The 15,245-nt window shown below is 51.2% G+C and carries 12 protein-coding genes; 10 read left to right on the plus strand and 2 right to left on the minus strand.

Features of this window, described 5'->3' with window-relative positions:
* Nucleotides 1-46 precede the first annotated feature (46 nt).
* From L1F29_RS08205 to L1F29_RS08230, 6 genes are all read left to right on the plus strand, one after another.
* Complete coding sequence (locus tag L1F29_RS08205) at nucleotides 47-1,891, plus strand: sensor histidine kinase (protein WP_258387842.1); 1,845 nt, start codon at nucleotides 47-49, stop codon at nucleotides 1,889-1,891.
* The gene (locus tag L1F29_RS08210; protein ID WP_258387843.1) at nucleotides 1,866-3,377 is read left to right on the plus strand and encodes a response regulator transcription factor; all 1,512 of its coding nucleotides are present in this window, start codon (nucleotides 1,866-1,868) and stop codon (nucleotides 3,375-3,377) included. Before L1F29_RS08205 ends, L1F29_RS08210 begins: the two co-directional genes overlap by 26 nt.
* Before the next feature lie 158 nt (nucleotides 3,378-3,535).
* Nucleotides 3,536-4,912: an ABC transporter substrate-binding protein gene (locus L1F29_RS08215; protein WP_258387844.1), complete on the plus strand. Its 1,377-nt coding sequence runs from the start codon at nucleotides 3,536-3,538 to the stop codon at nucleotides 4,910-4,912.
* A 91-nt stretch (nucleotides 4,913-5,003) separates the two neighbouring features.
* Nucleotides 5,004-5,870, plus strand: a complete 867-nt coding sequence (locus tag L1F29_RS08220) for a carbohydrate ABC transporter permease (RefSeq protein ID WP_258387845.1) — start codon at nucleotides 5,004-5,006, stop codon at nucleotides 5,868-5,870.
* Nucleotides 5,867-6,700, plus strand: a complete 834-nt coding sequence (locus L1F29_RS08225) for a carbohydrate ABC transporter permease (RefSeq protein ID WP_258387846.1) — start codon at nucleotides 5,867-5,869, stop codon at nucleotides 6,698-6,700. The genes L1F29_RS08220 and L1F29_RS08225 overlap by 4 nt, the downstream gene beginning before the upstream one ends.
* 87 nt (nucleotides 6,701-6,787) lie before the next feature.
* A complete protein-coding gene (locus L1F29_RS08230) occupies nucleotides 6,788-6,910 on the plus strand; it encodes a hypothetical protein (protein WP_258387847.1) in 123 nt (40 codons plus the stop codon).
* A gap of 375 nt (nucleotides 6,911-7,285) precedes the next feature.
* Here L1F29_RS08230 and L1F29_RS08235 read toward each other — a convergent pair whose 3' ends face one another.
* A complete protein-coding gene (locus L1F29_RS08235; protein WP_258387848.1) occupies nucleotides 7,286-8,401 on the minus strand; it encodes a GGDEF domain-containing protein in 1,116 nt (371 codons plus the stop codon).
* A gap of 481 nt (nucleotides 8,402-8,882) precedes the next feature.
* On the opposite strand from L1F29_RS08235, the gene L1F29_RS08240 reads away from it, so the two are divergent.
* From L1F29_RS08240 to L1F29_RS08255, 4 genes are all read left to right on the plus strand, one after another.
* Entirely contained in the window at nucleotides 8,883-9,866 is a 984-nt protein-coding gene (locus L1F29_RS08240) for a putative sporulation protein YtxC (RefSeq protein ID WP_258387849.1), read from the plus strand.
* Nucleotides 9,867-10,500: 634 nt separating this feature from the next.
* The gene (gene thrS / locus L1F29_RS08245) at nucleotides 10,501-12,438 is read left to right on the plus strand and encodes a threonine--tRNA ligase (RefSeq protein ID WP_258387850.1); all 1,938 of its coding nucleotides are present in this window, start codon (nucleotides 10,501-10,503) and stop codon (nucleotides 12,436-12,438) included.
* A gap of 295 nt (nucleotides 12,439-12,733) precedes the next feature.
* Nucleotides 12,734-13,399 carry a 3D domain-containing protein gene (locus tag L1F29_RS34185; protein ID WP_309252386.1) on the plus strand — a complete coding sequence of 222 codons (666 nt, stop codon included), beginning with the start codon at nucleotides 12,734-12,736 and terminating at the stop codon, nucleotides 13,397-13,399.
* 137 nt (nucleotides 13,400-13,536) lie between these two features.
* Complete coding sequence (locus tag L1F29_RS08255; protein WP_258387851.1) at nucleotides 13,537-14,049, plus strand: RNA polymerase sigma factor; 513 nt, start codon at nucleotides 13,537-13,539, stop codon at nucleotides 14,047-14,049.
* Between the two features lie 99 nt (nucleotides 14,050-14,148).
* Here L1F29_RS08255 and L1F29_RS08260 read toward each other — a convergent pair whose 3' ends face one another.
* Nucleotides 14,149-15,114 (minus strand): formylglycine-generating enzyme family protein, encoded by a 966-nt coding sequence (locus tag L1F29_RS08260; RefSeq protein ID WP_373876485.1) that lies wholly within the window; start codon nucleotides 15,112-15,114, stop codon nucleotides 14,149-14,151.
* Nucleotides 15,115-15,245 lie beyond the last annotated feature (131 nt).

Consider the following 15,245-nt stretch of genomic DNA (forward strand, 5'->3'; position numbering starts at 1 on the left):
TTCCGAGGTGAACCTGCCATTAACGGAGTAAAGAGAGGAATAAGGGATGAAGCGCTGGAATGACTTATTGTTGAAGACCAAGATGTTCGTCGTGTTCTCCGCCGTGTCCCTCTTTATCGTCATTTTGACATGCATTATTTTTTACTACAAAAATGTAAGCGATATCAAAAGTCAGACCTATGCGCTTTCGAGCACGATAACTAGGCAGTTCAGCCTTACGGTTGAGCTTTTTATTCAGGATATAGAGCGGCTATCCGTATCGATCTTTGGCGATCCGGTCATCCAGAGCAATCTGCTGGAACATTATTCAACGAATAATGAGGTTGTGCAGAATGCGATCGAGCTGGCGATCAACAGACAGTTGTTCACTTACCTGCAGCCTAGGCCATTCCTTCAGAGTATCTATATTTTTGCGCTTGACCGGAATGTTTATTACGTTTCCAAGGCGAACGGGGAGAAGGTCAGTTTCAGTCTGCAGGAAGAAGATTGGTACGAGGATAACGAAAAGAAGTTAAAAAATAAATTTTTTCTGCTCCCTACCTACTACGAAGCTACATACGGAGGTCGCAAGGAAAAGGTTGTTTCCTTCGTCCGCAACATCAACCGCATCCCGTACCGCGAAGTTATTGCCTACATGAAGATTAACATTAATGTCAATGTGCTGAAGGGCATGCTGGTGCCGCCAGGAAGAAACGAAGTTGAACAGAAGATGCGCGTCTTTATCATCACGGACGACGGAAGCATTGTATATGACAACAAGGATGAGCTGACAGGCCGCAAGGCCGTCGGTTTGAATTCCGCGATTCTTGCACAGGACAGCCATTACGGCGACTTGGACTGGAACGGCCGCCGGTATCTTTACACCGTGAAGAGATCAGCTTATACCGGGTGGAGTACACTGGTGCTGATTCCAAACGACGTGATCATCTCCAAGCAGAAACGGTCTCAATATATTCTTGTGCCCGTCGGGCTGCTGGCAATGCTTCTGGTTGCCCTTGTCTCGTATATGCTCTCCCATCAAATCACGCTGCCCATGAGGTATTTGATGATGAAGATGAATCGGGTTGAGCTGGGCGATTTCAGCGAACGCATGGAAATCGGCGGCAACAATGAATTTGGAAGGCTCAGCCGGATCTATAACAAAATGCTGGACAGCATCTCGCGCCTGATCAGCGAAGTGTATGAGTCGAAGCTTGCGGAGAAAAATGCCCAGTTGTCAGCGCTGCAGGCACAAATTAATCCCCACTTTCTGTACAATACGTTAAATATCATGAAATCGATCAGCCGGGTCAAGGGAGTCGATGAAGTTGCCGAGATATCGGAGTCGCTCGCCGAGCTGTTTCAATACAGCATGAGGAACCTTCATCACCCGGTTCCGTTACGCGATGAAATCGAGCATATCCGCAATTATATGAACATTCAGCAGCACCGGTTCGGCAACCGCTTTCAATTGCGCATAGACATTCCCGATTCTCTGATGAGTGCATCCGTGCTCAAGCTGACGCTGCAGCCGCTTATCGAGAATGCCGTCATTCACGGGCTGGGCAAAGTGAAGGCGGGCGGCTATATAGATGTACGGGTCCGCAAGCAAGGGGAACTGCTCGTCATCGAAATTGCCGATAACGGCCGGGGAATCGATGAGAAGAAGCTGGAATCGATTCGCCATTCGCTCGAAAGCAGGAGCCGCATGGATGACGATGAGGATGGCGCGCGCGGCATCGGATTGCGCAATATCAAGCAAAGGATCCAGTTGTATCACGGGGAGCTTTACGGTCTTGAAATCCACGGCGCAACCGATCATGGAACGACGGTGCGTCTGACGTTCCCCTGCTTGACATACAAGAAAGAGGAGGCGTCTGACTCGCATGATTATATTTTTGGTGGAGGATGAGCCCTGGGCGCTGGCCGAGCTTACGTCGTTGTTCAAGGTTTACGAGCCGAAGCACCAGGTGTATGCCTTCGGTAACGGAGAAGACGCGCTGGAGGCGGCCGGCAAGATACGGCCGCAATTGGTGCTGACCGATATCAATATGCCGGGAATTGACGGGCTTGAGCTCATCAGCAGACTAAACGGCATCGATCCGTCAATCAAGGGCGTCATACTGAGCGTGCATGAGGAGTTTGCTTACGCACAGAAGGGCGTTCAGATCGGCGTGATCGATTATCTGCTTAAGCCGGCGAAGAAAGACGCGCTTTACAAAACGATCGACAAGGCGATAGAAAACATTGAGAAGGATACCAGACAGAAGATGGATCAGGTGAATTGGTCGATCGCCCAAATGCTGCTTACTTCCTACACGGTCGAGAACGAAATTTCCGCGTCCATATTCAACAGCAAATTTGTAATGGCATTATTATATATGGAAAGCGGTTCCAATTGTCGAAGCTGGAGGGATACACCGGCAACAAATGGCTCTATACAAAGGCATTTTTCCTTCGGGGATATTGGCGAACAGGACATTCATTGCTTCGATGTCGACCCGAAGCGCAAGCTGGTTCTCGTCCCGTTCGGCGGCGAAAATGACGGCAGGCGGATCGAGTCGGGAATCGCAGCCTTGTGCCAAGAGCTTGATCGGCATCTGTTGAAGTTTCACGCGGCTTATGCCTTCAAGAAGGAGCGGGAGGGCTTGGACAAGCCCTACGCCGTTCTGGCCAAGCGGATCGAAGACAACCGCAAACTCGGCGTGTCCACGATCAGCCCGCCCGATGCGCAGCCTGCGGACGCCGACGTTAGCGGCGTTTGGAACAAGGTCAGGGTTCTTGAGACCCTGATCAAGAATGGTGAGATGGCCAAAGGCAAAGAGACGATCCGGAACATCCTTAACGATCTCAGGATGAAAGAAATTACCGTCAGGCAGCTGACCTTGTTTATCCACGATCTGTTCTACTCGCTCAAGTACAATCTGCAGGCCTTCCATATAGGCGAAGCCAATATGAACCATTTGCAGGAAGATCTGAAAATGGCCGGTGAAATCGAAGGCTACGACGAGCTTGCGGAATGGCTGAACGAGAAAGTCTGGCACCTGTTTGGAGCGGCGGAGCAGAAAGACATGAAGCCCAAATGCCTGGTGCCAATCATTATCCGCTGGATTCATACGCATTACAGCAGCGATATATCGCTGCAGCAGTTTGCCGCGGATAACCACGTAAGTCTGGGATACCTGTCCAGGCTGTTCAAAGAGCAGACGGGCTTTACGTTTTCTGAATTTCTGATCCGCTACCGGATCGAGAAGGCAAAGCAGCTGCTTTCCGCCGGAGTGGAGCGGCTGACCGACGTGAGCCGGCTTGTCGGCTATGAAGATCCCAGGCATTTCAGCCAGTTGTTCAAGAAGATCGTGGGCGAGCCGCCTATCAGCTACAGCAAGCGGTCGAAATAATTAGAAAATAAGAAAACTTACCCACCGAAAATGGTTAAAAAAACAGGCATTCAAGCCATAACCGGCATTATAGAATAACCGCAAGGCTCAAAAAGAGCCGTTGAGCTAAACGGGGCGAAGCCGGCCAACGTCCAAGATAAAAGGGAGGAAGTATCGGAATGAGCGAAACCGGATTCAGAAGGGCTTCACTATTTCTCTGCATGCTGATGGTCTGTGCCATGCTCGCTGCTTGCGGGAGCGGAAACGGCAGCAGCGATAAGGTCAATGGAAATAATGCTGCAGCGGATGGAGACGCGCAGGCCAAGGATAAGGCTGCAGAAAGCAAACTCGGCAAGAAAGAAACGATCACTCTAATGGTAGGCAATACGGGGACTACGTTAGAAGCGCTGAAGGTAGTGGCGGCAGAGGCGGAGAAGGAGCTGAATATTGCCGTCGAATGGGACATTAAGCCGGATGGCGTCGAAGGAGACAACGTTGTCAAAACCCGCTTGGCGACCGGCGATATGGCCGACCTGCTTGTATATAACTCCGGCGCGCTCCTGCAAGCTATCAATCCGGAGCAGAACTTCGCGGACCTCACGAACGAGCCGTACATGGACAGCATCTTGGACACGTTCAAGCAGGTGGTGACGGTTAACGGCAAAATCTTCGGCGTACCGGTCGGCTCTTCCAGTGCGGGCGCGATCTTGTACAACAAAAAGGTCTATGCCGATCTGGGACTGGCCGTACCAAAGACGTGGGAAGCGTTCATGGCCAACAATGAAAAGATCAAAGCAGCCGGCAAAACGGCTGTCATCACCTCTTATAAAGATACGTGGACTTCCCAGCTGTTCGTGCTTGCGGATTACTACAACGTACAGGCACAGGTGCCGAAATTTGCCGAAGACTATACGAACAACAAGACGAAATACGCAACGACGCCGGCAGCTCTACGCGGCTTCGAGAAGACGGAGGAAGTGTTCAAGGCCGGTTATATGAATAAGGATTTTCTCGCCACCACCTATGATGCGGCACTCAAGATGCTTGCTGAAGCCAAAGGCGCCCACTATCCGATGCTAACTTCGGCACTAGACGCGATCAATCAGAATTACCCCGAAGCCATCAATGACATCGGCGTGTTCGCCCAACCGGGAGACAGCGCGGACAAGAACGGACTGACCGTATGGATGCCGGGCGGCTTGTACATCAACAAAGAAAGCAAGAAGCTGGATGCCGCGAAGAAGTGGGTGGAATACTTCATATCCATCGAGGGTCAGACCGTGCTCTCCTCGGCTCTCAAAGCTGCGGGACCGTATGTCGTCAAAGGCGTTGAACTGCCGGAGGATACTTATGCCGGCGTCAAGGAAATGCAGCCATACTTCGACGAGGGCGGGACTGCCCCCGCGCTCGAGTTCATTTCCCCGATCAAAGGGCCCAACCTGTCCAACATCACAGTGGAAGTGGGCAGCGGCATCAGCTCCGCCAAGAAGGGCGCAGAGGACTACGATAAAGACGTCATCAAGCAGGCTCAGCAATTGGATTTGCCGGGCTGGTAAGCCGCAGCCCGGGTCAGAATTCGATTGAAAAGCAAGGCCCTGCATCCATGCTGCAGGGCCTGTTTTTCTCTAAGAAGAGGAGAGAATCAACGTGACCAAATTTTCCGCGCGGCGGTATTCGTTCGCATTCCTGATTCCCGGCGGGATCATTTACTTCATCTTTTACTTGCTGCCTACCGTGCTCTCGCTCTTTTTCAGCATGACCCGCTGGACGCTGACCGATTGGGAGTATATCGGCTTCCAGAACTATGTCACCTTCTTTTCCGAGACCGCACTCAGCATAGGCTTCCGGAATACCTTTGTATACGCCGTCGTCACCTGCGCCTTGAAAGTCATACTGGGCCTTCTGCTAGCAACTTTCCTAACATCCAATATTGTACTCAAAAGTTATCTCCGTTCCATTATTTTCTTCCCTACGCTCCTAAGTACGATTGCGGTCGGAATCGCCTTCTCGATGATGATGCATCCGTCTCAGGGCATCATCAACACCAGTCTGGCAGCCATCGGCATTACCGGCCCCGATTGGCTCGGCAACACCAAGATCGCTCTGCTGTCCGTCGCCTTGGTTGACGTCTGGAAGGGCGTAGGCATCGCCACGGTCATCTATATCGCCGGAATCATGGCCATCTCGAAGGAATACTACGAGGCGCTCAAGATCGACGGAGGAGGGTCCTGGGCCAGCTTCCGTCATCTTACGATGCCGCTCAGCCGGCCCGCGATGAACTCGGTCATCATTCTCGCTTTTATCGGCGGACTGCGTTCCTTCGACCTGATCTGGGCCATGACCAAGGGCGGTCCCGGGTACACGACGGATCTTGTAGCCTCTATTATATATAAGCAATATCAGGCCGGCTTTTACGGGCTTGCGACAGCGGGCAATGTCATTCTGTTCATTCTGGTATCGGTGCTGGCTTTTCCGCTCTACCGGTATTTGAATAAGAACGAGGTTCAGTTATGATCAACCGCACGAGGAAATATGCCGTAGGCGCAGTCGCATTCCTTACTACCGCGGTTCTATTCTGGGTCCCCTTCTATTTCGTCATCATCAACTCGCTCAAGAATAAGTCGGAATCCTCAGAGCTGAATATGAATTGGCCGTCATCCTTTCATCTGATCGAAAATTATAGAGAGGTGCTGACGGCTTCGCAGAATATGTTGATCCGCGCCTTCTGGAACTCCGCCTTGTTGACGGTTCTTTCGGTGCTCATCCTAATCCTCGTAAGCGCCATGGCAGGTTTTGTGCTCCAACGGAGGGCCGGTGGCAGGGGGACGGCAACGATCAACTTTCTGATCCTGGCGGGACTCATGATTCCGCCGGCGATCGTTCCGACCATCTGGGTGCTGGATGCGCTCAGTTTGTTCAAGACGCTGCTCGGCATTACCTTGATCGAGGTCGCGCTGCACTTCTCGTTCTGCGTCATTCTCTACCAGTCGTTCGTGGCGACGCTGCCGAGAGAAATCGACGAAAGCGCCTTTATTGACGGCAGCGGCGGCCTTCGGCTTTTCTTTACTATTATTTTTCCGCTCCTTAAGCCTGTGACGTCGACGATTATTATTCTAGAGTCGATTTCGGTGTTTAACGATTTCGTCAACCCGCTTTATTTCTTTCCGGGCGGGGATAATGTGACGGTGCAGCTGACGCTGTACAACTTTATGAGCATGTTCACGACCTCATGGAATTTACTGTTTGCGAACATCTTGCTGATTTCAATCCCGCCGCTGATCCTGTTCCTTTTCTTCAACAAGCGGATCGTGGAGGGGATGACGTCCGGCGCGCTCAAAGGTTAACGGCTCAAGTTAGAAAAAAGCCGCTATGTCGGAAAACGAATTCGCGTGAAGCGGCAATCGAAATAAAGACGCCAAAAAGCAGCCGCTGTGACGGCTGCTTTGCGAAACGATGCGGGCAAGATCCCTGCGCAGCGCAATACGCGCTACGTTAAATTGAAGATGCACCAGGATGCGGATACCGTTACGCAAGATTTTGTCATGAAGAACTAAACCGTACAGAGATTTATTTACGTTGTTGGAACATTCTAATGAGCAGCTATTGTTCGAATCGATCCGCGGCGCAGTGTTAACATGCAACGGACATGAAATCCGTTATTGTATCATTTAAGAGAGGTTTACGAGTGCTTGCGGACCTGAGAGCCGTTAAATGAGCAAAAAGACCTCCAAATCAATGGATCTCATGCACATAGCGGATCTGTTGTCCGCAACCGTCGCTAATAGGGCGAAATTCAGTGAATAACGATTCTTATGTCCATTATGCTCAGCTGCCAAACTGCACAGTCAGCTTGGAGAAGCCGTTCAACTAAACAGGCGAAGAAAAAACCGTCAGAGGTCGCAGTTCACGGACTTCCTCGACGGTTTTTTCTATACCCATTTTACAAGCTTATCGAATGGCTCGGATGCAACGACCACCTTGTTCTTGCCGGTATTCTTCGCTTTGTAGAGCGCCTTGTCCGCACGGTTGAAGAACCATTCCTTGCCTTCCCCGCTATTATAGGAAGCGAAGCCGACGCTGATCGTAACAGGCTTGCCGCCAAGCGCATCATGCGTGCAGGCGCTGATCTCTTGCCGGATCGATTCGACTATTGAGTGGGCTTCGTCAACCGGTTTGTCCGTGAACAGCACGGCGAATTCTTCGCCTCCGTACCGGGCCACAAAATCATTCATCGAAGCTTTGGAACGGATCATACCGGCTACGCACTTCAGAACGGCATCCCCGGCACGGTGTCCGTATGTATCGTTTACTTGCTTGAAATAATCGATATCCATGATCGCTAACTGAAGGGGAAGCTGATTGCGCTCGTTCTGCTCGATTAGCTTTTCGAAAAACTCATGGAAGGTCATATGATTGTAAAGCTCGGTCAGCGCATCGGTCTTGGCCAGCTTGTCCATCCAGATGGTCTTCACAAGCAGCTGCTGATTGGACTCGAAATACGATTTCAAGTGGTTCATGAGCTCTTTACCGCGCAAAATAATGCCCCAGGCAATTAACGTGAACGCCGTGAACATGACCGTAATCGTCGTCAGACTCACCACTGACAGATCTTCTTGCATGGAAGCATTGATTCCGTACTGCACATAAAGGGATAAAAGCGTATTTGCGAAAGCAAACAGCAGCTTTCGGATGTGAAAATAAAAGATGGATACCATTACAGGAAGAAAGAGGGCTAGCAATAAATAATTAATCGAATTATGAATGAGAACGATTACGGAAGCGAGTATAGCAGAGGTGAAAATCAAGATGTAATCCTGGTACTTGCCCTTCAGAAGCTTCAAGCCCAACTCGGACAGGCATAGAACGGCAAGCTGTATAATGGAAGGCCTCAAGATGTAGTCGATTAGAAAGGACGTATTGGATATATCCGAGACCGTCAAATATAGAAACTCCAGCACAATGGTCAGAACCAGAATAAACCAGAATCCGTTAAGCAGCATTCGATTCCATCGAGAACGTTTATAATCCAGTGATTCAAAATCCATTAAGTTCACTCCAACGGCCAACTTCGTATAAAAGACAATATACCACGAATGTACATCCATTCCAATCCCTAACCAATTCCTCCACCCGTTGCATCGTATATATGCCTAGACCGGACCATATACTGTATAGGTGGCACTAAAGCAGCCAAGGAAATGAGCAAAATGAAAGCTCCCGAAGCGAGTATTTGCTCCAATCCGCTTACCTTCGGAAGCAGATTAACCATAGTCCCGCAAAAACTTAAGTATGGCTTCCGAAGCGAGTATTTGCTCCCTTCGGGCTTCGCACGCAAAAACTTAAGATATGCTTCCGAAGTGAGTTTTTAGCTCCCTTCGGGCTTCGCACGCAAAAACTTAAGATATGCTTCCGAAGTGAGTTTTTAGCTCCCTTCGGGCTTCGCACGCAAAAACTTAAGATATGCTTCCGAAGTGAGTTTTTAGCTCCCTTCGGGCTTCGCACGCAAAAACTTATAGGAGTGAGCGTATGGAACTGTTCACAGTTTCTTTAATGTCTGCCTCCAGTGAATTGATGGAGCGGCTGCAGCAATTTCTAAATGAGGAATTCGCCGACGATTTACATAGGGATCGCACAGAATCGGGCATGATTCGTTTCGATATGGATCTATTTGTTAGGGAAATCCGCTGCACCGCCAATCTGACGAATTTCCGTCTTCCCGAGCATGGGCCTCTTGTGTACAGGAAGGCCGCAACTGCCTTCGCCCGGTATATTATGTCCGAGATGGAGCCTCTGCTGCTGAAGGCGATCATCCGCAAGCAATTCCATTACGAGGATCCTACAGAGGGAGAGATCGTGGAGCGTTACTGCCGCAGCATGTTGTATGAAGCGCAAACCTCATCCGAGTATCGTTACTCCGCCGATACCATCGCAATGGACAATCAACGCCGGCAAGCAAAAGTGGCCGATGAGATTGATTTGTTCCTTAACAGTCACACGCGGATTCATCTCGATGGCTTTGTCACATTCAGACTGACATCCTATTGGGAAGAGCTTCGCGAAGTGGTTGCCTATGCGGTCGATGAATATGTCATGGATAAGCAGTACCAGGAATTTATTTCGCTGCTTAAATACTTCGTGCGTATGCAGGAGGTCAAACTGCCGATTGTCAATGTATTCCACAACGGCGGCAGCGAATTTGCTCTGTACGACGAGTATTTCCAGCGGCTGGAGACGGCTCCTGCCGATCGAATCGTGGCGGAAATGCTGGAGTCGGAAATGAACATGGAGGATATGATTGTCAGCACGCTGATTACCGTTTCTCCAAAACAGATCGTCATCCACACCCGTCAGCCCGAGCTGCCGGTGATGCGGACACTAGAGACGATCTTCGAGCAGCGCGTACGCCTTTGCGTCATATGCGAGCATTGTGCCCCGCATTTTGGCGAAACCCCGCATACGGCTCCTGGCTCGGTGTCCAAGGCGGCATCTATCAGGCGCATCCTGACTTGACCGAAGCGGCGTGGAATGTTTATAATGGAGGCAGCAAAAGCGTTGACAAAGATATGTATCCGCAAGACAAGCACGTCCCAGAGAGAGGAAACGATGGCTGTAATTTCCTTACGCGCGGTGCGGATGTACCCCTTTTTAGCTGCTCGTTGAACCCGGATGCAATGTCCGCCAGTAAGCCGAGCCGGGTCGTTCCCGTTACAGAATTCCGAAAGGATCGGAAGCAGGCAGAAGCCTAAGCGACGGTCGAATCAGGGTGGAACCACGGGTCTAACAAGCACTCGTCCCTTTGTGGGATGGAGTGCTTTTTTTGTGCGCTTTTTTCCACATCGCTTGACAGCCAAGCAAAGCTTCCGAAGCGAGTTTTTGCTTCCTTCGGGCTTCGCACGCAAAAACAAAGCGAATGCTTCCAAAGTGAGTTTTTGCTTCCTTCGGGCTTCGCACGCAAAAACAAAGCGAATGCTTCCGAAGTGAGTTCTTGCTTCCTTCGGGCTTCGCACGCAAAAACAAAGCGAATGCTTCCGAAGTGAGTTTTTGCTTCCTTCGGGCTTCGCACGCAAAAACAAAGCGAATGCTTCCGAAGTGAGTTCTTGCTTCCTTCGGGCTTCGCACGCAAAAACTTTTAGGAGGAATCATCATGTCAATTCAAGTGAAGCTGCCGGACGGAGCCCAGCGGGAGTATGCCGCAGGTACGACGATCGAAGACGTGGCAGGCTCAATCAGCCAAGGATTGAAAAAGAATGCGATTGCCGGCAAGGTTGATGGGAAGGTCGTCGATTTGTACACGCCGCTGAATGCGGATGCGGCACTTGAGATCGTAACGGTCGAAACGGCCGACGGGCTGGAGGTATACCGTCACAGCACGGCGCATCTGATGGCGCAGGCGATCAAGCGGCTATATGGAAACACGGAAGTAAAGCTTGGCATTGGTCCCGTTATTGAAGACGGATTTTACTACGATATCGATATGGAGCAGTCGCTCACTCCGGACGATCTGACGAAGATCGAGAAGGAAATGGAGCGCATCGTGAAGGAGGATCTCCCGATCCGCCGCCGCGTCGTGAGCCGGGAAGAAGCGATCGCAATCTTCACCGAGCTCGGCGATCCGCTGAAGCTGGAGCTGATTCGCGATCTGCCGGTTGAAGCAGAGATTACGATTTACGATCAAGGGGAGTTCTTCGACCTATGCCGCGGTCCGCATCTGCCGTCGACTGGCCGTATCAAAGCGTTCAAGCTGCTTAGCGTGGCCGGGGCATACTGGCGCGGAGATTCCAAGAATAAGATGCTTCAGCGGATTTACGGCACGGCCTTTCCTAAGAAATCGCAGCTGGAAGAGCATCTTCACTTCCTGGAAGAAGCCAAGAAACGCGATCACCGGAAGCTTGGACGCGAATTGAAGATGTTCGGCTTCTCGCGCGAGGTTGGTCAAGGCCTGCCGCTGTGGCTGCCGAACGGCGCCCGTGTCCGCAGAACGATGGAGCGTTACATCGTCGATCTCGAAGAGCGTCTTGGTTATCAGCATGTCTATACGCCTGTGCTCGCGAATGTAGAACTGTACAAAACGAGCGGCCACTGGGAGCACTATAGCGAAGACATGTTTCCGAAGATGGTGCTGGACAATGAAGAGCTCGTCCTTCGTCCGATGAACTGCCCGCATCATATGATGGTGTTCAAGAGCGATATGCGTTCTTATCGCGACCTGCCGATTCGTATTGCGGAGCTTGGCACGATGCACCGTTACGAAATGTCGGGAGCGCTCACTGGCCTTCACCGCGTAAGAGCGATGACGCTGAATGACGCGCATATTTTCTGCCGCCCGGATCAAATCAAGGAAGAATTCGCCCGTGTCGTCAATCTGATCCGCCGCGTCTATGAGGATTTCGGCATTAAGGACTACCGCTTCCGGTTATCGTACCGGGATCCGAAGGATACGGAGAAATATTTCCCTAACGACGAGATGTGGGAAATGTCGCAGCGCATGCTTCGTGAAGTCGTGGAAGAGCTTGAGCTGCCATTCTTTGAAGCGGAAGGCGAAGCGGCGTTCTACGGTCCGAAGCTGGACGTGCAAATCAGGACCGCACTGGGCAAAGAAGAGACGCTGTCCACGGCGCAGCTCGATTTCCTTCTCCCTGAACGGTTCGAGCTCGAATATGTAGGCGATGACGGCAAGAAGCACCGTCCGGTCGTTATCCATCGCGGCATCATCAGTACAATGGAACGGATGACGGCATTCCTGCTTGAGAATTTCGTAGGGGCGCTGCCGCTCTGGCTGGCGCCTGTTCAAGCCAAAGTCATTCCGGTTTCGACCGCTTACGAAGGCTATGCCCGGGAGGTTGAAGAGAAGCTGCAGCTTGCCGGAATCCGCGTCGAAGCGGATTTGCGCAATGAGAAGCTTGGTTATAAAATTCGCGAAGCTCAGCTGGAGAAAGTGCCGTACATGCTCGTCGTTGGCGATAATGAAGCGCAATCCGGCACGGTATCCGTCCGTAAGCGCGGCGAAGGCGACATCGGAGCGAAGCCGGTAGCCGAAGTTATTTCGCTGCTGAATGATGAAATAAACACAAAGCAAATCTAATCTCGATATCGCTTGGAACGAATGATTGGAGCATAATCCTGCTGTACAGGCAGAATGGTTTTTACGGTCGCTGTTGTTCACGAATATCACTGATTTTCATCAAAGTCGGGAACAAAGGCGGCCGTTAACATTTTCCAAACCCAATTGGCCGATTTCCTTGAAACAAAAGAGGCGGATTGAACCGAATCTACCAAAATCCGGTTTTGCAGCCGGTATTCTAGTATTTGGATGATAGATTTGTGAATAAAGCTTGTTACAATGGGGTAACCTTCGAAACAAGGAGGAGTTCTTCCAGATGTCGACAAGCTTTAAAACGTTCAAACGTTGCATAAATATCGGTGTACTCACGATTGCGCTCTTTATGGCGGGAATTACGGTTGAATGCTTCGCCCAGGAAATCGGCAATGACAGCCGAGCCGTTATGGAGAAGCCGGTTATGCAAACAACATCGCCTGACACCCTCATAGGGCCGTCACCAAAACCAAAGGCTCAATCACAGGCTCAGGCTCCTGTAAATGAAGAAGCAGAGGCAGCAATTGCCGCTGAAAGAGCGCTAAGCCAGGTGAGCGTAGTTGCCACCGGTTACACGGCGGGAATAGAATCGACGGGGAAGCGGCCCGGTCACAAGTTGTACGGAATCACCTACTCCGGCGTTAAGGTTCAGCGCAGCCATGTATCTACGATTGCCGCTGATCCTAAAGTGTTTCCGATCGGCACGCTGATGTACGTTCCCGGTTACGGATATGCCGTCGTAGCGGATACCGGCTCCAAAATCAAAGGGAAGAAAATCGATCTCTATTTCGAGACGAAGAAGCAAGTATATAAGCAATGGGGAAAACGAAAGGTTACCGTTCAAGTCTTGAAGAAAGGCGAGGGCAAGCTTACGGAGGCAAAGCTTAAATCGTTGAACAGCGCCGTTCTCGCCCAGAAGAGGATTCCGGCGAATTTGCCCGAATCTTAGTGCCGATGTAAAAGAAGAATGTACCCTGGCATCTTGCCGGCTTGTACATTCTTTTTTTTTTTGCCATATAAGTATGTTAAGATTTACTATATAATGATGATTATAAACGCCATCATAAATTGTTTGGAGCGGATCAAATGATGGACAGAAAAGCGATTGGCTATGAACAATATGAAGCCCAAATTCGTGATCTTTATAATCAGATGATCCGTGTGGCTTACGCAAAGGTCAATAATAAATCCGATGCCCAGGATGCGGTCCAGGAAGCGTGGGTACGCATATTGTCGAAACAGGATACGCTGCGCGAGCAGAGCAAGCTGAATTCTTGGGCGAAGGCGATTACGACGAATGTGGCCATCAATATCAACCGGCAGACGAAGCGCTCGCAGCCCAGCGACCGGCTGGCAGACGAGCAGCAGGATCCCGATTGCGACACGAGCAGCGAGGCCGAATTGATGATGGAGCTGTCGGAGCTGCTGGGACTGCTTGATCCGAAGGCCCGGACGCTGCTGCTGTATAAGTTCTACTATGGTTTCAAGGATCAGGAGATCGCCGATGCGATGAAGGTGCCTGTCGGTACCGTCAAAGCCCGGATACACCGTACGAAGCTGCTATTGAGACGGCTGATGGACGAACAGCTGCATATCTGACCCGTCGTGAAGATGGACGAATCAATAAATAGAGGGCACGCTGATTATAAGCGGCCCTCTTTTAGTTATCCATGGCTTATCCTGCCCGGACGCGAGATCTTAAGCATCCGCCACGACGCGAAATCCGATGTTTCCGGACGAGCTGTCAGGCGTATTCTTGCTTCGGGCAGCTACCCGGTAACGATTGCAGTACGAGCGGTGGCACAGGTAAGAGCCTCCCCGCATGGAACGGTTGCCGGACGGTACTTCACCCTTGGGATCCTGTGCTGGCGTACTGCGGTGATAATTGGGCATGAACCAGTCCGAGCACCATTCCCAGACATTCCCGGACATATTGTAGAGACCGTAACCGTTCGGCTCATACGTATCGACCGGAGCCGTTCCGATATAGCCGTCACTGGCATTGTTTTTGATCGGGAATTTTCCTTGCCAGATGTTGCAGCGGTGCTCGCCGTCTTGTTTGAGCAGGTCCCCCCAAGGGTACGTCTTGCGCTCGAGACCGCCCCGAGCGGCGTATTCCCATTCCGCTTCGGTAGGAAGACGGACACCGGCCCATTGACAGTACTTGATCGCATCGTTCCAGGAAATGTGTATGACCGGATGGTTCCAGCGATCCTCCAGGCTGGATCCGGGACCTTCAGGTTCGCGCCAGTAGGCGCCAACTACGTTGAGCCACCATGGTGTTTCGACAGGCACTTGTGAGTTAATTCTCGTTTCTTCCGTTGCTAGCATATGGAATACGTAGGAGCAGCCGAAATGTTCCGCTTCGGTTGTATACCCCGTATCTTCAACAAACCGGGCGAACTCTTTGTTCGTGACCGTATGGGGTGCGATGTAGAATGGTGAAACCGTCACATCGCGGGAAGGGCCTTCCCCGTCAGCGGGAAACCCGTCGGGCATATCATTGCCCATCCGGAACGTCCCGCCAGGGAGCAGAATCATCTCCGTCAGCGGAGCTTGATGCCGGACGCTTTCACGAACAGGATCAGCCTCCGAAATGGCCTTATCGGAGGAAGGGCGGGAAGCCGAGCAGCATGAGGGCTTATTATCGTTCATATCAGACATGGTATTTCTCCTTTATCTGCAGATGTTCTGTTCTTATTCTACCAGACTCCCCCGAAAGCGCCTAGGATGATACGCCGATTACATAAAGTGTCTGACGCTCCGCCATACTATCGGTGTACGGAGGTGAGTAC

Source organism: Paenibacillus spongiae, assembly GCF_024734895.1.
GTDB classification, from domain to species: Bacteria; Bacillota; Bacilli; order Paenibacillales; family Paenibacillaceae; genus Paenibacillus_Z; species Paenibacillus_Z spongiae.

Excerpts from the sequence above, each read along its gene's own strand:
- L1F29_RS08205 (WP_258387842.1), top strand. The coding sequence starts at position 47 with ATGAAGCGCTGGAATGACTTATTGTTGAAGACCAAGATGTTCGTCGTG.
- L1F29_RS08210 (WP_258387843.1), top strand. The coding sequence starts at position 1,866 with ATGATTATATTTTTGGTGGAGGATGAGCCCTGGGCGCTGGCCGAGCTT.
- L1F29_RS08215 (WP_258387844.1), top strand. The coding sequence starts at position 3,536 with ATGAGCGAAACCGGATTCAGAAGGGCTTCACTATTTCTCTGCATGCTG.
- L1F29_RS08225 (WP_258387846.1), top strand. The coding sequence starts at position 5,867 with ATGATCAACCGCACGAGGAAATATGCCGTAGGCGCAGTCGCATTCCTT.
- L1F29_RS08235 (WP_258387848.1), bottom strand. The coding sequence starts at position 8,401 with ATGGATTTTGAATCACTGGATTATAAACGTTCTCGATGGAATCGAATG.
- L1F29_RS08240 (WP_258387849.1), top strand. The coding sequence starts at position 8,883 with ATGGAACTGTTCACAGTTTCTTTAATGTCTGCCTCCAGTGAATTGATG.
- thrS (WP_258387850.1), top strand. The coding sequence starts at position 10,501 with ATGTCAATTCAAGTGAAGCTGCCGGACGGAGCCCAGCGGGAGTATGCC.
- L1F29_RS34185 (WP_309252386.1), top strand. The coding sequence starts at position 12,734 with ATGTCGACAAGCTTTAAAACGTTCAAACGTTGCATAAATATCGGTGTA.
- L1F29_RS08255 (WP_258387851.1), top strand. The coding sequence starts at position 13,537 with ATGATGGACAGAAAAGCGATTGGCTATGAACAATATGAAGCCCAAATT.
- L1F29_RS08260 (WP_373876485.1), bottom strand. The coding sequence starts at position 15,114 with ATGTCTGATATGAACGATAATAAGCCCTCATGCTGCTCGGCTTCCCGC.